The organism is Nonomuraea helvata, assembly GCF_039535785.1.
Taxonomy (GTDB): Bacteria; Actinomycetota; Actinomycetes; order Streptosporangiales; family Streptosporangiaceae; genus Nonomuraea; species Nonomuraea helvata.
Map to the genome: position 1 here is coordinate 363,517 of NZ_BAAAXV010000002.1, position 23,198 is coordinate 386,714.

The 23,198-nt window shown below is 69.5% G+C and carries 18 protein-coding genes; 8 read left to right on the plus strand and 10 right to left on the minus strand.

Translation table 11 applies throughout. The annotated features are described in order from the left end of the window. The 4 genes from ABD830_RS17575 to ABD830_RS17590 are packed head-to-tail and all read left to right on the plus strand — an operon-like array spanning position 1 to position 4,665. Entirely contained in the window at positions 1-1,086 is a 1,086-nt protein-coding gene (locus ABD830_RS17575) for a mandelate racemase/muconate lactonizing enzyme family protein (protein WP_344988325.1), read from the plus strand. Beyond that, entirely contained in the window at positions 1,083-2,153 is a 1,071-nt protein-coding gene (locus ABD830_RS17580; RefSeq protein WP_344988326.1) for an ABC transporter permease, read from the plus strand. Before ABD830_RS17575 ends, ABD830_RS17580 begins: the two co-directional genes overlap by 4 nt. After that, positions 2,150-3,148 (plus strand): ABC transporter permease, encoded by a 999-nt coding sequence (locus tag ABD830_RS17585; RefSeq protein ID WP_344988327.1) that lies wholly within the window; start codon positions 2,150-2,152, stop codon positions 3,146-3,148. Before ABD830_RS17580 ends, ABD830_RS17585 begins: the two co-directional genes overlap by 4 nt. Continuing rightward, positions 3,145-4,665 (plus strand): sugar ABC transporter ATP-binding protein, encoded by a 1,521-nt coding sequence (locus tag ABD830_RS17590; RefSeq protein WP_344988328.1) that lies wholly within the window; start codon positions 3,145-3,147, stop codon positions 4,663-4,665. Before ABD830_RS17585 ends, ABD830_RS17590 begins: the two co-directional genes overlap by 4 nt. On the opposite strand, the gene ABD830_RS17595 is transcribed toward ABD830_RS17590, so the two are convergent. From ABD830_RS17595 to ABD830_RS17610, 4 genes are read right to left on the minus strand one after another with little or no spacing between them, the layout of a single operon-like run. Beyond that, the gene (locus ABD830_RS17595) at positions 4,655-5,548 is read right to left on the minus strand and encodes a carbohydrate ABC transporter permease (protein WP_344988330.1); all 894 of its coding nucleotides are present in this window, start codon (positions 5,546-5,548) and stop codon (positions 4,655-4,657) included. The genes ABD830_RS17590 and ABD830_RS17595 overlap by 11 nt on opposite strands. A gap of 5 nt (positions 5,549-5,553) precedes the next feature. Next, on the minus strand, positions 5,554-6,435 hold the full coding sequence (locus ABD830_RS17600; protein ID WP_344988332.1) for a carbohydrate ABC transporter permease: 882 nt from the start codon (positions 6,433-6,435) through the stop codon (positions 5,554-5,556). Further along, entirely contained in the window at positions 6,435-7,802 is a 1,368-nt protein-coding gene (locus tag ABD830_RS17605) for an extracellular solute-binding protein (RefSeq protein WP_344988333.1), read from the minus strand. Before ABD830_RS17605 ends, ABD830_RS17600 begins: the two co-directional genes overlap by 1 nt. Positions 7,803-7,814: 12 nt before the next feature. Then, positions 7,815-9,668, minus strand: coding sequence for a glycoside hydrolase family 127 protein (locus ABD830_RS17610; RefSeq protein ID WP_344988334.1), 1,854 nt, complete (start codon positions 9,666-9,668; stop codon positions 7,815-7,817). A 133-nt stretch (positions 9,669-9,801) separates the two neighbouring features. On the opposite strand from ABD830_RS17610, the gene ABD830_RS17615 reads away from it, so the two are divergent. The 3 genes from ABD830_RS17615 (at position 9,802) to ABD830_RS17625 (ending at position 14,578) form a co-directional block, all read left to right on the plus strand. Then, positions 9,802-10,833, plus strand: coding sequence for a LacI family DNA-binding transcriptional regulator (locus ABD830_RS17615; RefSeq protein ID WP_344988336.1), 1,032 nt, complete (start codon positions 9,802-9,804; stop codon positions 10,831-10,833). Between the two features lie 359 nt (positions 10,834-11,192). Then, positions 11,193-13,058: an Ig domain-containing protein gene (locus ABD830_RS17620; protein WP_344988337.1), complete on the plus strand. Its 1,866-nt coding sequence runs from the start codon at positions 11,193-11,195 to the stop codon at positions 13,056-13,058. 20 nt (positions 13,059-13,078) lie between these two features. Next, positions 13,079-14,578 carry a putative Ig domain-containing protein gene (locus ABD830_RS17625; protein ID WP_344988338.1) on the plus strand — a complete coding sequence of 500 codons (1,500 nt, stop codon included), beginning with the start codon at positions 13,079-13,081 and terminating at the stop codon, positions 14,576-14,578. Positions 14,579-14,623: 45 nt separating this feature from the next. Here the strand turns inward: ABD830_RS17625 and ABD830_RS17630 are convergent, their stop codons facing one another. After that, complete coding sequence (locus ABD830_RS17630; protein WP_344988340.1) at positions 14,624-15,874, minus strand: hypothetical protein; 1,251 nt, start codon at positions 15,872-15,874, stop codon at positions 14,624-14,626. A 325-nt stretch (positions 15,875-16,199) separates the two neighbouring features. Here ABD830_RS17630 and abc-f point away from each other — a divergent pair, with 325 nt between their 5' ends. Beyond that, the gene (abc-f, locus tag ABD830_RS17635; protein WP_344988341.1) at positions 16,200-17,951 is read left to right on the plus strand and encodes a ribosomal protection-like ABC-F family protein; all 1,752 of its coding nucleotides are present in this window, start codon (positions 16,200-16,202) and stop codon (positions 17,949-17,951) included. A gap of 4 nt (positions 17,952-17,955) precedes the next feature. On the opposite strand, the gene ABD830_RS17640 is transcribed toward abc-f, so the two are convergent. From ABD830_RS17640 to ABD830_RS17660, 5 genes are all read right to left on the minus strand, one after another. Then, entirely contained in the window at positions 17,956-18,528 is a 573-nt protein-coding gene (locus ABD830_RS17640) for a dienelactone hydrolase family protein (RefSeq protein ID WP_344988343.1), read from the minus strand. A gap of 107 nt (positions 18,529-18,635) precedes the next feature. Next, positions 18,636-19,829: a group II intron reverse transcriptase/maturase gene (gene ltrA, locus ABD830_RS17645; protein WP_344988345.1), complete on the minus strand. Its 1,194-nt coding sequence runs from the start codon at positions 19,827-19,829 to the stop codon at positions 18,636-18,638. 686 nt (positions 19,830-20,515) lie between these two features. Further along, entirely contained in the window at positions 20,516-21,322 is an 807-nt protein-coding gene (locus ABD830_RS17650) for a MerR family transcriptional regulator (RefSeq protein ID WP_344988347.1), read from the minus strand. Between the two features lie 12 nt (positions 21,323-21,334). Then, positions 21,335-22,129 carry an ABC transporter permease gene (locus tag ABD830_RS17655; protein WP_344988349.1) on the minus strand — a complete coding sequence of 265 codons (795 nt, stop codon included), beginning with the start codon at positions 22,127-22,129 and terminating at the stop codon, positions 21,335-21,337. Then, entirely contained in the window at positions 22,126-23,073 is a 948-nt protein-coding gene (locus ABD830_RS17660; RefSeq protein WP_344988350.1) for an ATP-binding cassette domain-containing protein, read from the minus strand. Before ABD830_RS17660 ends, ABD830_RS17655 begins: the two co-directional genes overlap by 4 nt. Positions 23,074-23,198: the final 125 nt, after the last annotated feature.

Here is a 23,198-nt window from a genome sequence, read left to right on the forward strand (position 1 = left end):
TTGCCCGCGATCACCCACGCCGAGGCGTATCTCGTCGACCTGGAGGTCGAGACCGTACGCACGGACGCCGTCCAGTCGTTCATCAAGCAGGAGACCGTCTTCGTCGAGGTCCGGACCGACGACGGCGGCGCCGGCACCGGCTACACGTACACGATCGGCACCGGCGGCACCGCCGTGCTCGCCCTGCTCCGCGACTACCTGCTGCCCAGGCTGATGGGCGCGGACGCCCGCCGGGTGGAGGCCGTCTGGCACGACCTGTTCGCCGCGACCCGGGCGACCACGGTCGGCGCCATCACCTCCCTGGCACTCGCCGCCGTCGACACGGCCCTGTGGGACTGGCGCTGCCGCGACGCGGGCCAGCCGCTCTGGGTCCTGGCGGGCGGCGCCAAGGACCGCATCCCGCTGTACGACACCGAAGGCGGCTGGCTGCACCTCACCACCGAAGAGCTCATCGCCGGCGCCAAGGCGAGCCAGGCCGCGGGCTGGCCCGGCGTGAAGCTCAAGATCGGCCGCTCCCCCGTGGAGGACGCGGAGCGGCTGGCCGCGGTGCGTGCGGCGGTCGGGCCGGACTTCGACCTGATGCTCGACGCCAACCAGTCGCTCACCCCCGCGGAGGCGGTCAGGCGGGCCCGGCTTCTCGAACCGTCGGACCCGTACTGGTTCGAGGAGCCGCTGCCGGCCGACGACGTGGCCGGGCACCAGGCACTGGCCGCGGCCGCCTCGATCCCGGTCGCGGTCGGCGAGTCGCTCTACTCCATGGCGCAGTTCCGCGAGTACCTGCACCGGCAGGCGGCCGGCATCGTGCAGGTGGACGTGGCGCGCATCGGCGGCATCACGCCCTGGCTCAAGGTCGCGCACCTGGCGGAGGCGTACAACGTGCCGGTTTGTCCGCATTTCCTCATGGAGCTGCACGTGAGCCTCTGCTGTGCGGTGCCGAACAGCCGCTATCTGGAGCACATCCCCCAGCTCAGGGCGATCACGCGGCGCGAGATCGAGGTCGCCGGCGGGCACGCCCTGGCGCCGTCCTCCCCCGGGCTCGGCATCGAGTGGGACCGCGACGCGATCGACGACCGGAGAGTCCGGTGAGCACGCGGACCGCGACGCCGCCGGAGACCCCCGCGGCAGGTCGGCCGGGACCGCGGAGGCCGTCGGGAATGCCGCTGTGGGCGAACCCCCGCCTCGGGCTGCTCGTCCTGCTGGTCGTCCTGGTCACGCTCTTCACCGTGCTGCGGCCGGCGTTCATGAACACCACGCTCACGCTCGTGCCGCTGCAGTCGGACATCAGCGTGTACGCGGTCGTCGGCCTCTCCCAGCTGGCCGTCCTGTCGCTGGGGCACATGAACATGGCCGTCGGCCGGATGGCGGCGATGAGCGCGTTCGCCATGGGACTGGCTTATGACCGGCTCGGCGTGCCGCTGGTGGCCGGCCTGGTGATCGGGCTGATCGTGGGCATGTCGCTCGGCGCGCTGGCCGGGCTGATCATCTCGCGTACCGGAGTCAACTCGTTCGTGGTCACGCTGGCGATGGACTTCGCCCTGGTGGGGCTCATCACGATCCTCTACACCAGGTTCACCGACGGCGTCGCCTTCGGCAGCCGGCCCGCCGGCATGGACGCGCTGCGCAACGACACGTTCGCCGACTACTGCATGGGCGACGTGTGCGGCCCGCACGTCCCTCTCGTCGTGCCGCTCGCCCTCGTCGCGGTGCTGGTGGTGGGAGTGCTGTTCCGCTTCAGCAGGCTGGGCCGGGAGATCCTGATGACCGGTTCCAACGAGAAGGCGGCCGGGCTGTCCGGCATCCCCGTACGGAGCCGCGTGGTGCAGGCGCACGCGCTCAGCGGGCTGCTCGCCGGGCTGGCCGGTTTCCTGCTCGCCGCGAACAACGGGGCGTTCTCGGCGCGCATCGGCGACGCGTTCCTGCTGCCGTCGTTCCTCGGCCCGGTGCTCGGCGGAACGCTGCTGGCCGGCGGCGCCGTCAGCGTGCTCGGCACGGTGCTGGGCGCGACGCTCACGCAGGTCATCTACAAGGGCCTGAACCTGCTGCAGTTCCAGCTCGACCAGCTCAATCTCTACATCGGCCTGGTGCTGCTCGCCGCGCTCTCGCTCGACCGGGTGCGCCACGTCGTCGCGGAACGAAGGGGGGCACGGGCATGAGCACCGGCACCACGACGGCCGGCCGCGCCGGGCTCGGCGGGAGGCTCAGGGAGGTCACCACTCGGCCGGAGTTCACCCTCGCCGTCCTCGCCGCCGTCGGCTTCGTCACGCTCGCCGTCGCCACGGACGGCAACCTGCTCTCACGCGGCACGCTGGACGCGTTCTTCCGCTTCCTCGCCGTCCCGATCGTGATCGGGCTCTCCCAGATGGTGGTGCTGGCCATCGGCCAGATGAACCTGGCGGTCGGCACGCTCACGGGCCTGTGCGCCATGGTCGCGGCGTGGCTCATGCTCGAAGGCGGGCTGCCCGCCCCGCTGGCCGTGCCGGCCGCGCTCGGGGTCGGCCTCGCCGCCGGTCTCGTCAACGGGCTGCTCGTCGTGTTCACCCGGATCAACGGCTTCATCGTGACCCTCGCCACCATGACGATCATCGCTGGGCTGCGGTACGGGATCAACGGCCCGGACACCTTCCAGGGCTACTCGCAGGGGCTGCGCGACCTCGGCACCGCCTCGGTGCTCGGGCTGCCGGTCGTCCTCGTCGTCGCTCTGGCGGTGGCCGTCCTGGTGGCCCTGTTCTTCGGCCGCGCGGTCATGGGCCGGCAGTTGCTGGCGAGCGGCGGCAGCCCGTTCGCCGCGCGGCTGTCCGGCATCTCCAACGACCGGTCGATCGTCATCGCGCACGGGCTGAGCGGCCTGCTCGCCGGGGTGGCCGCCGTCATCACGGTCGCCGCCTCCGGCTCCGTCAACTCCAGCATCGGCGACGACCTGCTGCTGCCGAGCTTCGCCGCGCCGATCATCGGCGGGGTGGCGCTCACCGGCGGGGTGGTCAGCGTCGCCGGCACCTGCCTCGCGGCGTTCCTGGTCCGGCTGGTGGACGTCATGCAGGCGCAGTTCGACATCAACCCGCGCTGGATCGACCTGATCGTCGGCGCGGTCGTCCTCGGTGCGGTGCTGCTCGGCACCGTACGCCAGAAGCTGTCGAAGGGGTCGTCATGATGCTCACCGCCGAGAACCTGGTGAAGACGTTCCCGGGAGTGCGCGCGCTGGACGGGGCCACGTTGCGGCTCGCCGGCGGCAGCGTGCACGCCCTGCTGGGCGAGAACGGCGCGGGCAAGAGCACGCTGATCAAGATCCTCACCGGGGTGCACCGCCCGGACGGCGGGCGGGTCGTGCTCGACGGCACCGACCTGCACATGACCGGACCGCTCGACGCCCAGCGGGCCGGCATCGGCGTGGTGCACCAGGAGCGCAACCTGATCCCCGGATTCTCCGTCGCCGAGAACATCCTGCTGCACCACCTGCCGCGGCGCCTCGGCCTCGTCGACCGGGCGCGCATGCGCGCCGAGGCCCGCCGCTGCCTCGGCCTGCTCGATCTGGACCTCGACCCGGACACCCCGGTCTCCCGGCTGTCCGTGGCGCAGGCGCAGCTGGTCGAGATCGCCAAGGCGCTGAGCGTCGACAGCAAGGTGCTGCTGCTCGACGAGCCGACCGCGTCGCTCACCGGCGACGAGGCCGACCGGCTCTACGGGATCGTGCGCAGGCTGCGCGACAGCGGGCACGCCGTCGTGCTGGTGAGCCACAAGCTGGAGGAGGTGTTCGCGGTCGCGGACACGGTCACCGTGCTGCGCGACGGACGCAGCGTCGCCGAGGCCGAACCGCTCGCCGGCTACACGCAGGACCAGATCGTCGACCTCATGGTCGGGCGGGCCTACTCCTCCGTCCGCCTGGCCGAGCGGCACGTCGACCCGGCGACGGCGCCCGCCCTGCGGCTGGAGAAGGTGTGCACCGCGCGGGGCCACTGCGACGTCTCCCTGTCCGTGCGCCCGGGAGAGATCCTCGGACTGTACGGCCTGGTCGGTGCCGGCCGCAGCGAGCTGGCCAAGGCGCTGCTCGGGCTCGACCGCATCACCTCGGGAACGGTGGAGGTGCGGGGCCGTCCGGTGCGCATCCGCGATGTCGGCGACGCGCTCCGCGGCCACCGCATCGGCTACGTGACCGAGAACCGCAAGGAAGAGGGCCTCTTCCTCGACCAGCCGATCGCCCGCAACGTCGGCGTCACCGTGTGGCGGCGCCTGGCCAGGGCCGGGCTGGTGACCGATCGGGCCGAACGCCGCCTGGTGGCCGGGTACGTCGACCGGCTGGGCATCCGGATCTCCGCGCCGTCCCAGCTCGCGGGCCAGCTGTCCGGCGGCAACCAGCAGAAGGTCAGCCTCGCGAAGTGGCTCGCCGCCGAATGCGAGATCCTCATCGTGGACGAGCCGACGGTCGGCATCGACGTGCGCACCAAGGCGGCGTTCCACGAGCTGATCGCCGAGCTGGCGGGAGCCGGGCTGGCGCTGCTGCTGATCTCGTCGGATCTGCCGGAGATCGTCACGCTCGCCGACCGGATCGCGGTGATGAACGACTTCAGCCTCCGCGGCGAGCTGGTCAACGACCACGACTACGCCCGGATGAGCCAGGCGATCATCCGGCTGATCCACGCGGGACCCGCGGATGTGGTGCCTAGTTCTTGATGCCGGTCAGCGTGACCCCCTCGATGAAGTAGCGCTGCAGGAAGAAGAAGAGCGCGATGATCGGGGCGATCACCGCCGCCGAGGCCGCCATGAGGTAGCCCCACTGGGTGATGTACATGCTCTGGAAGGAGGCCAGCCCCAGCGACAGCGTGTAGTTCTCCTCGTTCTGCAGGTACAGCAGCGGCCCGAGGAAGTCGTTCCAGGTGCCGATGAACGTGAAGATGGTCACCACGATGATCGCCGGCTTGGACAGCGGCATGACGACCGTCCAGAACACCCGCCACGGCGAGGCCCCGTCGATGTAGGCGGCCTCGTCCAGCTCGAACGGGATCGTCAGGAAGAACTGCCTGAGCAGGAAGATGTTGAACACTCCCCCGCCCGCCCCGGCGAACCAGCTCGGCACGGTGAGGGGCGCGATCGTGTCGATCGCGTCCAGCTCCTGCCACATGACGAACGTCGGGATGAGCGTCACCGCGTACGGGAGCATCACGCCGCTCAGCAGCAGCGCGAAGACCACGTTGCGCCCGCGCCAGCGCAGCCGGGAGAAGCTGAAGGCCGCGACCGCGCAGGTCAGCACCGTGCCGAGGACGCTGATGACGGCGATGACCAGGGTGTTGAAGAAGTAGCGGCCGAAGGGCTGCGTGGTGAGCGCCTCGGTGAAGTTCGACCACTGGAACGGCGAGGGGATCCACTGGGGCGGCGAGACGAACATCTGCGCGTCCTGCATGAGCGCGCTGCGCACCAGCCAGACGAACGGCAGCAGGGTCGGGATCGACCCCGCCACCAGCGCCACGTACAGCAGGGCCCGGCCGTACCTGCGGGGTCTGCGCAGCCCCTCGGTGGGAGCCACCCGGCCCGAGCGGGTCTTGTCCGGGGTCGCCACGGCGGTCATCGTGCGCCTGCCATCTCGTAGTAGACCCAGCGGCGGGCGTTTCTGAACATCAGGAACGTCACCACCATGATGATCATGAACAGGGTCCAGGCGAGCGCGCTGGCGTAGCCCATCTCGCTCTCCGTGAACGCCTTGCGGAACAGGTAGTAGACGTAGAAGAGCGTGGCGTGGTTAGGGCCGCCCTCGGTCATCACGTACGCCTGGTTGAAGACCTGGAAGGTGCCGACCACACCGACCACCAGGTTGTAGAAGATGGTCGGCGTCATCATCGGCAGCGTGACGTGCCAGAAGCGCCGCCACACGCCGCCGCCGTCGATCGACACGGCCTCGTACAGGTGCCTCGGCACGCCCTGCAGCCCCGCCAGGAAGATCACCATGGTGTTGCCGAAGCCCCAGGTGCTCATGATGATCATCGAGGGCACGGCCGTCGACTCGCCGTAGATCCACTGGGAGCCGGGCAGGCCGCCCTCCCGGAGCAGGGAGTTCAGCAGGCCGAAGTCCGGGTTGAAGATCCAGATCCAGAGCACGACGTTCGCGATGGCCGGGACGAGCGTCGGCAGGTAGAAGATCGTCCGCCAGACGGCCAGGCCGCGCACCTTCTGGTTGAGCAGCAGGGCCACGACGAAGCTGACGATCAGCACCAGCGGGACCGCGCCGAGCGTGTAGTACGCGGTGGTGCTCAGCGACTTCCAGAACAGCTCGTCCTTGACCATCGTGGCGTAGTTGTCCAGGCCGATGAACGACGGGCTGGCGCCGATCGTCCAGTCGGTCAGGCTGAAGAACGCCGAGGCCACCATGGGCCCGATGGTGAAGATGACGAACCCCAGGATGGCGGGGAGCGCCATCAGGATGCCCCAGCGCGTTTCGAGGCGGCGCATCAGAGCTCCTGGGTGTGCTGCCAGCCCTGGAGCATGCTGGTGATCTTCGGCGTGACTTCCTTGAGGATCTCCGCGGCCGGGCGCTTGCCGGTCTCGATCTCCTGGAGCGCCGGGGCCAGCACGTCACTGCTGATGGTGGACATGTTCTTGACGCGGTTGCCGAACGTGGGCACGCCGTGGTCGCGGGCGTAGTCCACCACGGCGGTGCGGAACTCCGCCGGGTGCAGGTCGTTCTTCGTCCAGGAGTCGATGGAGGCCTGGTCCTCGTAGTACTTCTTCTCCTGCGGCATCCACAGGCCCTTGGCGAACAGGTCGACGTAGCGCGGGTCGTTGTGGAAGGCGAACAGCTCGACCGCCTCCTGCTCGTGCTTGGTCCCCGCGAACACCGCCGACGCGCCCGCCACCTGGCTGGCGGTGAACGGCTCCTTGTACTTGGGGAGCACGCCGATGCCGTAGTCCACCTTGCTCTCGTTCATGTCGAGCAGGCTCCAGTGGCCGTCCACCACCATGGCCACCCGCTTGGTCTTGAGCAGGATGTTGGTGCCCGGCGCGTCGTCGCCGGTCGCGGCGAGCTGGCCCGGGCCGGGCGCGACGCGGTGCTTGTAGACGAGGTCCTGCAGGTTCTGGAACACCTGGATCGCCTCGGGCGTGTCGAGCAGGCACTTCTTGCCGCTCTCGTCGGCGAAGTCCACGCCGTTGCTGCGCAGGAACCCATACCAGGCGGCGCCGTAGGTGATGCTGCTGGAGATGCCGAACTGCTTGATCTGCTTCGGGTCGAAGCCCGACTCGTCCGGGTGCTTGCCGTTCTGGTCGATCGTCAGCTTGTAGGCGTTCTCGACGAGCTGGTCCCAGGTCCAGGCGGAGGCGGCGTCGGCGGGCGGCGTGACACCGGCGGCCGCGACGGCGGACTTGCTGAACCACAGCAGCTCGATCTCGTTGGCCGTCGCGACACCGTGCAGGTTGTCCTGGCCGCTCCACAGGTACGCGTCCGGCAGGTAACCGGCCAGCTGCGGATATTTCTTCAAATAGGGGAACAGGTTGACCAGCTTGCCCTGCTGGCCCAGCCGGTACGACATCGCCAGCGGCACATACCCGGCATCCGGGAGCCGGTTGCTGGCCACGAGCGTGTTGAGCTTCACGTCGTACTCGTCGGGCGTGTAGAGCGGCTTGACCTTCACCCCCGCGTGCTTCTGCTCGTACTGCTTGAGCATGCGCTCGACAGCCGCCTTCTCGAACGTCGAGCCCCAGTACATGAACTGCAGCTGCACGTTCTTCCCGTCCGAGCCGGAGCCCGAGCCGCCGCAGGCCGACGCCGTGGCGCCGAGGGCGGCGAGCCCGCCCAGCTTCAACAGGTCGCGTCTTCTCATCCGCGTCTTTCCTTACGCGAGGGGGATCCAGAGCCGCATCGCGCCGCCGTCGCGGTTGTCCCACTGGAAGTAGGGGACGGCGGTCGCGGTCACGCCGGTGCTGGTCGCCAGGGGTTTCGTGGTGTACGGCAGGCCGTCGCCCGGCTGGTGCACGGCGACGGCGTCGGTTTCGATCAGTACGGTGCGGCCGACGCCCTCAAGGTCGTCGACGGGCTTGACCCGCAGCGGGGCCTGCGGGTTCAGGGCGAGGTCGTCGACCTCCACGCCGTCGGGCTGGTCGGCGTTCTCGAAGCAGTAGACGAGCGGCCCGCGCTCCAGGGCCACGGAGCCCCTGACCGCGTCGATCTTGCGGTGGGGGTAGGTGATCCTGGGCGTCATGTCGAGCCGGAGCTCGACGGTGTCACCGGCCTGCCAGTCGCGGCGGAGACGGAAATATCCGTCCTCGCCGGACCGGGCCGGGCGGTCGTCGACGTACGTGGCCTCGCTCCAGGCCGGGATGCGCAGGGCGAGCTCCCAGTCGCCCGCCTCCTCGACCGTGATGCGGACGAGCCCGTCCCACGGGTAGTCGGTCTCGATCCGGATCCTCCCGGCGACGGTGCCCGGGACGTACTGGTGCAGCTGCAGGCCGGCGTCGGTGACGGTGGCCACGTAGGAGCCGAGCGAGGCCACCAGGCGCATGATGTTCGGCGGGCAGCAGGCGCACGCGAACCACTCCCTGCGCCGCCCGAGGTAGGCGTCCTCGACGAGGTCGTTCCTGCGCTGGAGCGGGTTGACGTAGAAGAAGCGCAGGCCGTCGGCCGAGGTCGAGGCGGCGAAGGCGTTGTAGAGCGTGCGCTCGATCAGGTCGGCGTGGCGGCCGTGGCCGGTGGCCAGGAGCAGCCGCCAGTTCCAGTGGATGCTGGCGATGGCGGCGCAGCTCTCGCTGTAGGCGCGGTCGGGCGGCAGCTCGTACCGCTCACCGAACGCCTCGCCGTCGTGGCGCGAACCGTGACCGCCCGTGATGTACGTCTTGGTGGCGACCATGTCCTCCCAGCGGCGCAGTGAGCACTCCAGCAGCGACTCGTCACCGGTCTCCAGGTAGACGTCGACGATGCCGGACTCCAGGTAGAGCTGGCGCACGGCGTGGCCCACCGCGGTGTCGGCCTCGCGTACGGGCAGGTGGTCCTGCGCGTACAGCATGCCCATGCCGCTGTCCTTGATGAGGCCCTTGCCGCGGTTGTCGATCAGCTTGGCCGCCAGGTCCAGGTAGGTCCGCTCGCCGGTCAGGCGGTAGAGCTCCACCAGCGCGGTCTCGACCTCCGCGTGACCGTCGATGCCGTCGTTGCCGCCGGTCAGGAAGACGTCGACGAGGTGGTCGGCCAGGCGCCTGGCGACCTCGACCACTCCGTCGCCGATCCCGGCGCGGGCGGCCGCCACCGCCGCCTGGAACAGGTGGCCCGCGCAGTACATCTCGTGGCTGTACTCGAGCTCGGTGTAGATCTTGTCCGGCTTGACGACCTGGTAGTGCGAGTTGAGGTAGCCGTCGTCCCGCTGCGCCTTCTTCAGGACGGCCGCCGCCTGGTCGGCGAACTCGCCGTACCCTGGCTCGGGGGCGCGGACGTGCTCCCAGGAGATCGCCTCAAGCTGCTTGTAGAGGTCGGAGTCCTGGAACCGGTAGCCCTGGAACGGCCCCTCGCCCTCCCCTCCCGCGCGGCGCAGGTTGGGCAGGGCGCCCGAGCGCTCCATCTGCTCCAGGCCCAGCGGGATGCTGGCCTCGTGGTTGATCCGCTGCCACCGCGCGAGCGGCCCACCGGTGATGACCACGTCTGGGATCCCGAGCGGCCGCCATACTGTCCGGCCGGACGGAATGACAGGACTCTGCTGCATCTAGCTCCTCAACCTCTGACCTTGGTGAGAAAACTGTGGGAATAGGTTTTCTCAATCGGAGGGTAAGGTGTGATACATCACAGGTCAAGGGGATGCCTGTGCGCAATAGGGTGTGACGCGAAAGGGGACTCGGTTGGCCAACCCGTCCGATGGGACAGCGAGAACCGTCACGATCAGAGACGTCGCGGCGGCCGCCGACGTGTCGATCGGCACCGCGTCCAAGGCGCTCAACGGGCGGGGCCGCATGCGCGTCGAGACCCGCGACCGGGTGCTCGCCGCCGCCGAGCGGCTCGGCTTCCGGCCCAATCCACTCGCCCAGGGGCTGCTGGCGGGCCGCACGTACACCGTGGGCCTGGTCACGGGCGACAGCTTCGGCCGCTTCAGCATCCCGGTGATGCTGGGCGCCGAGGACGCGCTGGGCGCGGGCCAGATCTCGGTGTTCATGTGCGACACGCGCGACGACCCGATCAGGGAACGGCACTACGTCGAGCGCCTGCTGGCCAGGCGCGTCGAGGGCATCATCGTCACGGGGCGGCGCACGGAGCCGCGGCCGGGGATCGGCCGCGACCTGCCCGTTCCCGTCGTGTACGCGATGACGCAGTCCACGGACGACTCGGACGTCTCGATCATCCCGGACGACGAGGGCGGCGGAGCGCTGGCCGCCCGGCACCTCATGGCGACGGGACGCACCCGCATCGGCCACGTGACCGGACCCCAGCGCTTCCAGGCGGCGCGGCGGCGCGCCCAGGGGCTCACCTCCGCTCTCTCCTCCGCCGGGCTGTCTCCCGCGGGCGAGATCCTGTACGGGCAGTGGAGCGAGGAGTGGGGCCGGCAGGGGGCCGACGTGCTGCTGCACGCCACGCCCGACGTGGACGCCATCTTCTGCGGGAGCGACCAGATCGCGCGGGGGGTGGCGGAGACGCTGCGCGAGCGGGGGCGGCGGGTGCCCGAGGACGTGGCGCTGGTGGGGTTCGACAACTGGGAGCCGATGGCGCTGGGGTGCCGGCCGCCGCTAACGACCGTGGACATGAACCTGGGCGAGATCGGGCGCCTGGCGGCCCGCCACCTGCTGGACGCCATCGCCGGCCAGCCGACGACCGGCGGCGTCACCATCGTCCCGGCCAGCCTGGTCCTCCGCGAGTCCACGCGCCGCGCCACTCCCTGACGTCCGGGCGGGGATCGCCGATCGGGCGCGGCGCCCTGCACGCACGCCGATGAGGGGACGCGCCTTGCACGCATACCAGTGGCGCATGGACGAGCCCTCGTCGGTCCGTGGCGCCGAACGACCCTCGGAGCGAAGGGCCGAGCCACCCTCGCCAAGCGGTCCGCACACGCGACGCGGAGCGGCGCGGCGGGGGTTGACCGGTGCTGTGTAACACCTTACGGTGCGCCAGGGAAAACCTATTCCCAAAATCCTTACAAGGAGTCCGGATGGACCGAGGATCCCGCCACGCACCGAAGGCCGCCAAGGGTGCGAGGCGAGTCACCGCAGCGGCCGTCTTACTAGCCTCCTTACTCAGCGGCGTGCCGCAGCAAGCGCACGCCGCGACCACCGCCACGGTGGTCGACATGTTCGGCAGGACCGTCAACGACTACGGCGTCAAGCTGGTCGACTGGCAGGGCTACCTGGCCAATCCGTACGTCGAGCTCACCGTCAAACCCCCGACCGGCGTCCAGTACCCCGTCACCATCGACCTCAAGGCCGAGGGCACCTCCAGGCTCATGATGGACCTGCCCAGCCAGCTGACCGCCACCGGCGCCACCAAGACGCTGACATTCGCGAACGCGAACGACCAGAAGGTGTTCCGCCTCGCGATCCACTCCAAGCGCGGGCCCGGCCAGGATGAAAGTTACACGCTCAAGCTCAACATCCGGGACGCGTCCGGCACCACGACCCAGCAGCAGATGCCGATCCGGGTGCAGCAGGACGAGAAGACCGCGCTGCAGCCCAGCCTGCCGGTCACGTTCGACTACCGCTACGACAACATCACCGGCTACTTCAACGAGCCGAACTTCCGGACCGCCGCCGAGGAGGCCGTGAAGGACTGGTTCAGGTTCTTCGACATGGCGCCGTTCGACACCGTGGCGGCCGGGGCGGAGACGAACCACCTGCCGGGCGACGACTGGCAGAACGAGATCACGGTCACCAACAACGCCGCCTACAACGGCATGTACGTGTTCTTCCGCGGCATCCAGACGCCGTACTCGACCGGCTACCCCGCCGCCAACGGCAAGTACAGCACCAGGAACGGCCAGCAGCTCGCGGGCCCGCTGCACCGCTCGACCGCGATGATCTTCGAGTACGACGAGGCGAACAAGAAGCTGTTCACCTCCCTGGCCGACGAGGACTGGTACAAGACGGAGATCGCGGGCTCGGTGCTCGACGTGCACGGCCTGGTCATGCACGAGTACGGCCACGCCGTCGCCTTCCACAGCGACTGGGCCGGCATGCGGTCATACGTCCAGAACGGCGGCAATGATCCCGACGTCGTCGCCTACCAGGGCTATCCCGTCCCGCTGGACAGCAGCTACCACATCCCGGGCGACCAGAAGTACTGGGACCGGATCAGCGGGCAGAACGGCGGCTGGACGCACATGTTCCCCACCCGCCGGTGGATGATGACCAAGCTGTCGCTGCTGATCGCGGAGAACGCCGGGTGGAAGCTCAACCGCAACCTCACCCCGTTCCTGCCGCCGTCCATCGTCACGACCTCCCTGCCGTCGGCCACGCCGGGCACCGCCTACAGCCAGACGCTGCAGGCCAAGGGCGGCGTGCCGTTCTACGACTGGCAGGTCACCAGCGGCTCCCTGCCCGCCGGGCTGACCCTCGACCGGTTCACCGGGACGATCAGCGGCACCCCCACCACGGCGGGCACGGCCGGCTTCACCGTGCAGCTGCGCGACTACGACAAGCTCAGCACGCCGGTGACCAGGACGTTCCAGCTGACCGTGGGCAGCGGCGGCGGGACCTCCGTGAACGTGGCCGGCAGCGCGACGCCGTCGGCCTCGTACACCTCGCCGTGGGAGAGCGTGGCGGCCATCAACGACGGCATCGACCCGCCCAGCTCCAATGACACCGTCAACAAGCGCTGGGGCACCTGGCCCAACACCGGTGCCCAGTGGGCCGAGCTCACCTGGCCGAGCAGCCAGACCCTCAAGGCCGCCGACGTCTACTTCTTCGACGACAACGACGGCGTCCGCCTGCCGGCCTCCTGGAAGCTCCAGTACTGGAACGGCAGCGCCTACGTCGACGTCCCCGGCACCTACCCGATCGCCGTCAACGCCTACAACCACGTCACGTTCAACCCGATCAGCACCACCCGCCTGCGCGTGGCGCTGCAGAGCGGCCAGGCCTCGGTGGGGCTGCTCGAAGTGAAGGCCTTCACGTAGTTCACCTGGAAAAGGATTCGATGAGGAAGTTCGCCACCCTCAGCGCGCTGGCCGCCCTGGCCGGCGCGCTGTCGGTCCCCTCCCCCAGCCTCGCCGCCCGTCAGGCGGCCCCCGCGCTGGACGTGTTCGACATCTTCTACCGCAAGGTCAACGACTACGGCGTCCAGCTCGTGGACTGGCAGGGCTATCTCGCCAACCCGTACATCGAGCTGACGGTACGCGCGCCGAAGGTCCCCGGCATCAGCTACCCGCTGAAGGTGGACCTGCAGGCCAAGGGCACCTCCCGGCTGATGTTCAACATGCCGAGCGAGCTGACGGCCACCGGCGCGACCAAGTCCTTCACCCTCACCGGCCCCGCCGACCGCGAGGTCGTCCGGCTGGCCATCCACTCCAAGCAGAGCAGCGGCCAGGACGAGCTGCACCAGTGGATCATGAAGACCACGGACGCGTCCGGCGGCACGAACACGCAGACCATGCCGATCAGGGTGCAGCAGGACGAGAAGACCCCGCTCAAACCGTCCATCCCCATCGACTTCGACTACCGCTACGACAACATCACCGGCTACTTCAAGGACCCCGGCGTGCGCAAGGCCGCCGAGGCCGCGGTGCGCAACTGGTTCGCGTTCTTCGACCTGAGGCCGTTCGACACGGTCCCGGCCGGCGACGAGGTCAACAAGCTGCCGGGCGACGACTGGCAGAACGAGGTCGAGGTCTCCAACGCCAAGCCGTACAACGGCATGTACGTGTGGTTCCGCGGCATCCAGACGCCGTACTCGACCGGCTACCCGACCATCAACGGCAAGTTCCACACCCAGAACGTCAAGCCCACCCCCTACCACCGCTCCACCAGCATGATCCTCGAGTACGACGAGCAGCTGATGAAGCTGTTCACCTCGCTGGGCGACGAGGACTGGTGGAAGACCGACCTCGGCCAGGTGATCGACGTCGAGGGTCTGGTCATGCACGAGTACGGCCACGCCGTCGCCTTCCACAGCGACTGGCAGGGCATGGCCGACTACGTGGCCGGCAAGGGCAAGGACGACCAGGAGGTCATCGACTACCAGGGCTACCCCGTGCCGCTCGACAGCAGCTACCACGTGCCCGGCGACGACCCGTACTGGGACCGGCTGAGCGGGCAGAGCGGCGGCTGGCGGCACGTCTTCCCGACCCGCAGGTGGGAGCTGACCAAGCTGTCCCTGCTGATCGCGGAGAACGCCGGGTGGAAGCTGAACAGGAAGCTGACCCCGTTCCTCAAGCCCTCGATCGAGACCTCCGCCGTCCCCGCGGCGAAGACCGGCGCCGCCTACCAGCAGCGCCTCCAGGCCAAGGGCGGGGTCCCGTTCTACGACTGGCAGGTCGTCGAGGGCTCGCTGCCCGCGGGGCTCAGCCTCGACCGGTTCACCGGGGCGATCACCGGCACCCCCACCACAGCCGGGACCGCCACCTTCACCGTCCAGCTCAGGGACAACGACAAGCTGAGCACGCCGGTCACGCGTGAGTACGAACTCACGGTCGCGTGAACGGCTGGAGGGCGGCGGAGACCCCGCCGCCCTCCCCGTTGTCCGTCAGTAGCCGTAGCGGCTCTTCAGGTGCCGCCACCAGTCGCGGAACATCCACGCGTCGAACTCCGTGATCTGCGCCGCGCTGCCCGCCTTCATCAGGAAGCAGCACTGGCCCGTCGGAGTCCAGTCGTAGAAGTCGTCCAGGCCGAACGAATGTCCCATCTCATGCAGCAGGATGTGGATGTTGTCGGTGTTGAGGTTCGACATGAAGTACTCGCTGCCGATCCGCTGCCCCCAGTCGCCCCCGGCTCCCCCGCCGAACCCGGCGGTCAGCCACAGCGACATGTCGTAGTGGTGCGACGCGCCGCCCGGGCAGTTGGGGTAGTTGCCGCTCTGGTTGAAGAACCGGCCGCAGGGCTCGGAGCACTGGGGCGCGTTCTCGCGGATGTTGTTGACGTAGATGTCGACCGAGTTGTCGCTCCACTGCAGCTGGGCGCGGTCACGTACGGCCCAGCCCACGACCTTGACCGGCACGCTCGCGTACGGCCAGCCGTTGTGGCCGGCCATGACGTCCATCCACTTCTTGAACTGGCGGGCCAGGGCGGCGTGGATCTGGTCACGCTGGGCCGCCGTCACCGTGGCGGTGGTGTCCCAGCGGACGCAGTAGTTGATCGAGCCCTTGTTGGCCATGATCTGGTCCCAGCCGTAGTTGCGGAACCCGTACGGGTCCGGGTACGTGCTCTCGACGTGCTGCCAGACCTCGTTGAGCGGGGTGACCAGATTGGCCGGCGGGTTCCAGGTGGAGGTGCCGCCGCCGGAGTCGGGGGCCCACGCCTTGACCTCGAGCAGCCCCACGGACCCCTGGCCGCTCTGCAGGACGACGCGCAGCCGCGTGGTGCCGACCTGCGTGAAGCTCACCTTGTTGTAGGCGTTGACCGCGATCGGGTACGTGGCGGAGATGTCGGTGTAGGCGCTGCCGTTCCAGTACTGGAGCTTCCAGGAGGCGGGGACGCGGACGCCGCCGCCGTCGTCGAAGAAGTAGACGTCGGCGCCCTTGATCGACTGGGTCGAACTCCAGGTGAGCTCGGCCCACTGGGTGCCGGTGTTGGGCCAGGTGCCCCAGCGTTTGTTGGCGGTGTCGTTGGAGCCGGGCGGGTCGATGCCGTCGTTGATCGCCGCCACGCTCTCCCAGGAGGACGTGTACGAGGCGGACGGCGTCGCGCTCCTGGCCACGTTCGTGTCGGCCAGGGCGCTCTGGATGGGTAGGAGGAGGGTGGCGATCAGCAGGAGGGGCAGGACGGCCAGGCGTTTCATTCGGGTACCTCGGTTTGTGGTAGCGCTAACATTGCGGGCGCGCTTCTTCGGCAAGCGCTTTCCCTTCCGGCGGGAACCGCGCCTGCTTGATCGCACGGGCAGCCGCCCGCGTCAAACCTGGGGCGGAGCTGCCGGCGGCGACCTGCGGATTCGCGTTGAAACTTTCACCCTCCGGCACGGGCGCGGGCTCGGCCGCGTACGGCGGCGGCCCATCCTGACTTGAGGAGACGAGACGGTCCGTCTTGACTTAGTGCCGCCGCGCCTGCATACTCACTTAGGCGAGACGGACCGTCTCGTCTTTCTTAGAAGAGGAGGCTGGGCCCTTTTGCGTAGTGCTGCCCAACTGGCGCTTACCGAGGTCACCAAGCGTTACGGCACTCGTGTCGTCCTGGACCGCGTGTCGCTCACCGTCAGGCCCGGTGAGCGGATCGGGGTGATCGGCGACAACGGGTCGGGCAAGTCCACGCTGCTCAGGCTCATGGCCGAGGCCGAGCGGCCGGACAACGGCGAGCTCGTGGCCGTCGCGCCCGGCGGTGTCGGATACCTGCCGCAGTCGCTCGCGCTGCCGCCGGACGCGACGGTGGGCGACGCCGTCGACCTGGCCCTCGCTGATCTGCGCGAGCTCGAAGCGCGGATGCGTGCCGCCGAGCGCTCGCTCGGCGAGGCTGAGGTGGAGGCACGTGCGGAGGCTCGCGCGCGGGCACATGCGGGAGCTCATGTGGAGGCTCGTGCGGAGGTGGAAGGGGTCTCCGCGGGACTGGATGTCTACGATGTCTACGCGCGGCTGGTGGCGGAGTTCGAGGCGCGGGGCGGCTATGAGGCCGACGCTCGGGTGGAGATCGCGCTGCACGGGCTCGGGCTGCCCGGACTCGATCGGCGCCGTCCCCTCGGCACGCTGTCCGGCGGTGAGCGCTCCAGGCTCGCCCTGGCCGCCACCCTGGCGTCCGCTCCTGAGCTGCTGCTGCTCGACGAGCCGACCAACGACCTGGACGACCAGGCGGTGACCTGGCTCGAACAGCGGCTGCGCGCCCACCGGGGCACGGTCGTGGCGATCACGCATGACCGGGTGTTCCTGGAGCGGGTGACCACTGCCGTCCTGGAGGTCTGCGACGGGAAGGTGCGCCGCTACGGCGACGGGTACACCGGATACCTCACGGCCAAGGCCGCCGAACGCGCCGCGCAGGCGCGAGCCCACGAGGAGTGGAAGACGGAGGTGGACCGCCATGCCACACTGGTGGCGGCCAACGCGGGCCGGCTGGCCGGTATCCCGCGCAAGGCGGTCAAGGCGGGCATGGGCACCGGCGCCTGGCGGGCGCGCTCGCGTACGCACGGGGCCGCCGGGCGCATCCGGCAGTCCCAGCAGCGGCTGCGGTGGCTCACCGACCACCCGGCGCCGCCGCCGCCCGAGCCGCTGCGCTTCACCGCCGGCCTCACCACCGCGGGGGCCGCTGCCGGAGCTGAGGTGGTCGCGCTCGACGGCGTGGTGGTGGCGGGACGGCTCCGGCTGGACTCCCTCGCCCTCCGCGCCGGTGAACGGCTGCTCGTCACCGGCCCGAACGGGGCGGGCAAGACCACACTGATGCGGGTGCTCGCCGGCGAGCTACGGCCGGACGGGGGCGAGATACGACGGTCCGGCCGCGTCGGCTACTTCCGTCAGGACGAGCTGGACACCGGCGACCTGCGGCGGCCCGACAGAGGCGGGACCGTTCGGCCGGCCGGGCCGGCGGATCGGACCGTGCTGCGGGCCTACGCGGACGGGCGGCCCGGGAGCCTGGACGAGCACGCGGACGCGCTGCTGGCCCTGGGGCTGTTCCGGCCGTCCGACCTGGGCCTGCGCGTCGGCGAGCTCTCCTACGGGCAGCGGCGCCGGATCGAGCTGGCGCGGCTGGTGAGCGAGCCCGTGGACCTGCTCCTGCTCGACGAGCCGACCAACCACCTGTCGCCGATGCTCGTGGAGCAACTGGAGGAGGCGCTGGCTTCCTACCACGGCGCCCTGGTGGTCGTGACGCACGATCGTCGCCTGCGGGCCACGTTCGCCGGCTCCCGCCTGGAGCTGGACGGGGGCGTGGCGACGTAGCCGGTCAAAGGTCCGCGACGAAGTCGAGGGCGACCGCCCAGGCGCGCTCGGCGGCCTCGGCGTTGTAGTCGGGCAGGTCAGGGTCGGTGAACAGGTGGCCCACGCCGGGATAGCGGAAGACCTCCACGTCGGCCCGCGCCCGGCGCATCCTGAGGTACCACGCGTTCAGCCAGTCGACGGGCTCGTAGGTGTCCGGGTCGGCGACGTGGAGCTGGACCGGCAGGTCGTCGGCCGAGACACCGTCGGCCATGTCGGAGGTCCCGTGCATCAGCAGCAGCCCGCGGGACCGCTCGTCGGCCAGGGCGAGGTTCTGCGCGAGCGCCGCCCCCAGCGAGAAGCCCGCGTAGACCAGCCGCTCGCCGGAGAGCGGGGCTGCAGCGGCCACGGCCCGCTTCAGCAGCGTGTCCCGCCCGATCTCCTCCTTGATCGCGATGCCCTCCTCAGCCGTGTCGACGACCCTGCCGCCGTAGAGGTCGGGGACGTGCACGTCGTGGCCGGCCGCCCGGAACCTGTCGGCGGCCTGGTGCACGGCGGGCCGCAGGCCGTACATCGAGTGCAGGAGAAGAATCCGAGCCATTGGTAGTCAGGGGCGCGGTGCCGTGAAGGCCCGGTTCCCCATCCCCCTTTCAATTCCGTACGTGCGGTTTTCCCGCATACGGCTTACCGATGATCTTCTTGACATGGTTACGCTGCCTTCGGACAGCGGATGGTGCCTCGCAGGCGATGCAGGCCATGCCCGTTGAACCACTCCTCGGTCCACTGCCTCGATCGACCGGCTCGTAGGTTGCGTCCGCGCTTCTTGATCATCAAACGGTGCAGACGCCACACCACGTAGTTGTCGATCTGGCGGAACTTGGTGGCGGCGTTCCCGGTTTTGAAGTAGTTGCCCCAGCCGCGCAGGACCGGATTGAGATCCGCGATCACGTCACGGATATCCGTTCCCGACCGGCGGCGGTCGGTCCGCTCACGGACCTTGGACCGGAGTCTCTTCATCGCCGTCTGACTGGGCCAGCGATGCAGGTAGTAGCGGATGACCCGCTTGTGTTCCCACAACCGCCCGGACATGCGGGCTCTGAAGTGGCAGCCGAGGAAGTCGAGTCCTTCCCGGCCCTCTCTGAGGTCAACGATCTTCGTCTTGTCCGGGTGCAGCCTCAACCCCAGCGCGGTGAGGATGCCCTCGACCGCCTTCAGGGCCGCTCTGGCCTGGGCTTGGCTGCGGCACAAGACGACTCCGTCGTCGGCGTACCGCACCAGCTCGCCCACCCCTCGCTTGGTCAGCTCGGCGTCCAGAACGTGCAGGTAAATATTGGACATCAGAGGCGAAATCACGCCCCCCTGTGGAGTTCCCGCGACCGTCCGCCGAACCTCCCCATCCACCATCACCCCTGCTTGAAGCCACAGCCGCAGCAGCTTGAGCACCCGCCGGTCCGACACCCGCCGCCCTACTTCAGCGAGAAGACAATCGTGATCGATCTCGCCGAAGAAGTCGACAATGTCGAACTCCACCACGAACACCCGGCCCTCGATGAAGCCCTTACGCAACCGCTCCATCGCCTGCGTCGCCGACCGCTTCGGCCGGAACCCAAAGGAGACCGGCACAAAGTCGGCCTCGAAGATGGGCTCCAACACCAGCTTGGCGGCTTGCTGAGCCACGCGATCACGGATCCGGGGTATCCCCAGCGGACGCTTGCCACCGTGTGGTTTCGGGATGTCCACACGCCTGGCCGGCGCGGGACGATACCTGCCTGCGCGAAGGTCATGCTGAAGCTCGGCCAGCATCCGGCCGACCCCGTAGTCCTCCACATCCGCCACAGTCACCCGATCGACTCCGGCGGCACCCTTGTTGGCCCGGACCCGCTCCCACGCCTCCCACAGCACGTCACCTCTGTGGACACGGTCGAACAGAGCGTGGAAACGCCGCTCCGGAGACTGCTTGGCCGCAGTCCATAGCTTGCGTTGAAGTCGTCGCACGTTCAGAACGGACCCCTGCCCGTCCAGCACGGCGGGCGACGGCCCGCCGGGGTGATTGGACCCAGGACCCTGGGTCATGCCCTTGTGCTTACCCTCGCCCCAAGCGTGATCAAGGTGAGGGCCCTTCCCTCCCGGCGCGTTGTGTTGCACGCCGATCAGCGGTACTACGACCCCCTCGGACTCCCGCTGCCCTCCAGACGACTTCACCATCGGCTTATACGCCTGGTCTCTTGCCCGACGAAAGGCGTGGTCAGACGGGTCTCTCCTGTTCCGGCCCAGACCATGCACACGTGCCATCCTCCGTACCCCGGGAGAACCCGACGAGCTGACCCTGGAACAGAGCCCACCAGGCATGGCCTTCGCCGTGACATGAGCGGCTCGGCTTCTCCGTTGTAACTATGACGAGGCTGCAAGGTTCGCTTCACGCTACGGCCCGCGTGCTTGCTCCCTCCAAAGAGGCTCTCGACGCCCCGCTCAGCCCGCCATGTCTCCACGACGAACCGGGGCCTGCTACCGGGCGCTCCAGTGCTTACCCGGACGGGACTTTCACCCGCAGGCCTGGACCAACTTCCAGGACGCAACATGCGGGCAGCTTAGCCAGGGCCGGCCCACTCCTTGGCCATGGACCGTGCCGGGTCCACGCGTTCCAGCTTGGTCCAGCCGGTCCAGCCCCGCTTCTTCAGCAGCTCGATCAGCCGTCGGGCCGGCGGCGCGGTGTCGAACGCCAGTGCGTCCATCAGCTTGGCGAACGGCGGCTCGATGTCGGCGTCGTCGACGTACTCCTCGCCCTGCTCGTCGGCCATCCGGGTGATGTAGGCGGCGAGCTTGTCGGCCAGCTCGACCAGCCGTGGGTCGTCGTCGGTACGGTCGAGAGCCTGGCCCAGGGTGAGATAGAAGTCGATGAGCTGCGGGTCGGCGAGCTGCTCCCGCTTGCGTGCCATCCACTCCGGGACCCGGTCGGGCGAGTGCGCGGCCAGCGGGATCCAGCCGTCCCGCTCGACCTGGACGATCCGCTCGTCGACCCCGAGCGCCCGCAGCCGGTCGAGAAACTCGACCACCTCCGCGGGCAGCGCCAGGCTGTCCCCGGCGGCGAGGCGGGCGATCCGCTCGCGGTGCCGCTGCCGCTCCCGGATCTCCGCCCGCAGCCGCCTGTCGATGTCCGCGACCGCCGCGGCGAACTCCTCCTCCTCGGCCTGGAGCAGCTCCCGCACCCGCGCGAGCGGGACCCCGGCCTCGGCGAGGGTCCGGATCTTGATCAGCTCGACCACTGCGCCGGCGTCGTACCTGCGGTAGCCCGAGTGGTCCCGCTCCGGCTCCGGCAGGAGCCCCTTGGCGTGGTAGTGCCGCACCGCGCGCACCGTCACTCCGGCGTACGACGCCAGCTCGCCGATGGTCAGCATCGCACCAGTCTCCTAGTTCGCGGCGCGGGTCCGGTAGAGGCGACGCGACCAGAGGTAGCCGACCGATCCGATCACCACACACCAGCCGACGGCCCAGAGGACGTCCGCCCCAGCCGGCGATCCGGCCAGCAGGCCGCGGAAGGCGTCAATGATCGGCGTGAACGGCTGGTGCTCGGCGAACCACCGCAGCCCGGCCGGCATCGACTCGACCGGTACGAACCCGCTGCCCACGAACGGCAGCAGCAGGAAGATCATCGGCCAGTTGCTCGCGGTCTCCGGGTCCGGACTGGCCAGCCCCAGCGCCACGGTGAGCCAGGTCATCGCCAAGGAGAGCAGCGTGAGCAGACCAACCAGGCCCAGCCACTGCATCGCCGAGGCGGCGGTCTCCAGCCCGAGCAGGAACGCCACCCCGAAGACCACCGCGAGCGCGAGCGCGGTCTGGATCATCGCACCGAGCACGTGGCCGGTGAGCACCGAGACCTTGGCGATGGCCATGGTCCGGAACCGGTCGATGATCCCGTTGGTCATGTCGGTGGCGACCAGGACCGCCGTGCTGATGGACACGCTGGCCACCGTCATCATCAGGATCCCCGGGGTGATGAACGTCAGGTAGTCGCCGCGGTCCCCCGTCGGCGCTCCCGGCAGACCGGCGCCCATGGTGCCGCCGAAGACGTAGACGAACAGCAGCAGGAACAGCAGCGGCTGGCCGATCAGCACCAGCGTCATCGACGGGTACCGGGCCATGCGTTTCATGTTGCGGCGCAGCATGGTCGCCGAGTCGCGGACGGCGTACGTCGTGGTGCTCACTGGCGTACCTCCTGCTCCGTGGTGGGGTGGCCGGTCAGAGCCAGGAACACGTCGTCCAGGTCCGGGGTGTGCACGGCGAGCCCGGTGACCGCGTCGTCGTCGAGCCCGTCCAGCAGCCGTCGCAGCGCGGTGAGGCTGCCGTCGTGCGGCAGGGTCACGGTGAGCGCCTCGGCGTTCGGGCTCGCTCCGGGCAAGCGGCGGGCGAGCTCGGCGACCCGCCCGCTGTCGGCGGCCCGCAGCTCGATGTGACCGCCGGGGACCAGCCGCTTCAGCTCGGCCGCGGTGCCCTCGGCGACCAGCCGGCCACCGTCGAGCACGCCGATCCGGTCGGCGAGCTGGTCGGCCTCCTCGAGGTACTGGGTGGTGAGGAAGACGGTGACCCCGTCCGCCACCAGCTCCCGCACGATCCCCCACAGGTCACGGCGGCTGCGCGGGTCGAGACCGGTGCTCGGCTCGTCGAGAAAGATCAGCCGCGGGCCGGCCACCAGGGTCATCGCCAGGTCCAGCCGCCGCTTCATACCGCCGGAGTACGTCGCCGCGCGCCGGTCGGCGGCATCGACCAGGTCGAACCGCTCCAGCAGTTGCCCGGCCACGGTCTCCGCACGGCGCCGGTCGAGGTGGCCGAGGTCGGCCATCAGCCGCAGATTCTCCCGCCCGGTCAGCAACTCGTCCACGGCGGAGAACTGTCCGGTCACTCCGATCCGCTCACGCACCTGGTCGGCCTCGCGGCGGACGTCGTACCCGGCGACCCGCGCCTCACCGGCGTCGGCGGGGAGCAGCGTGGACAGGATCCGGACTGTGGTGGTCTTGCCGGCCCCGTTGGGCCCGAGCAGGGCGTAGACGGTGCCTTCTGGGACGGTCAGGTCGACCCCGGCGACCACCTCATGGTCGCCGTACGACTTGCGCAGCCCGGCGACCTCGATCGCACTGGTTCTCGTCGTCATGCCCACCATGCTGAGAGGTTGACGCAGCGTCAGGGTCAACACCTTTGGGAGCGACTTGAGGCCGACTTGGTTGAGCGCAGCCGCAGAGCCCGTGAACGATGTAATCAAGGAGGCAGCCAAGCCCC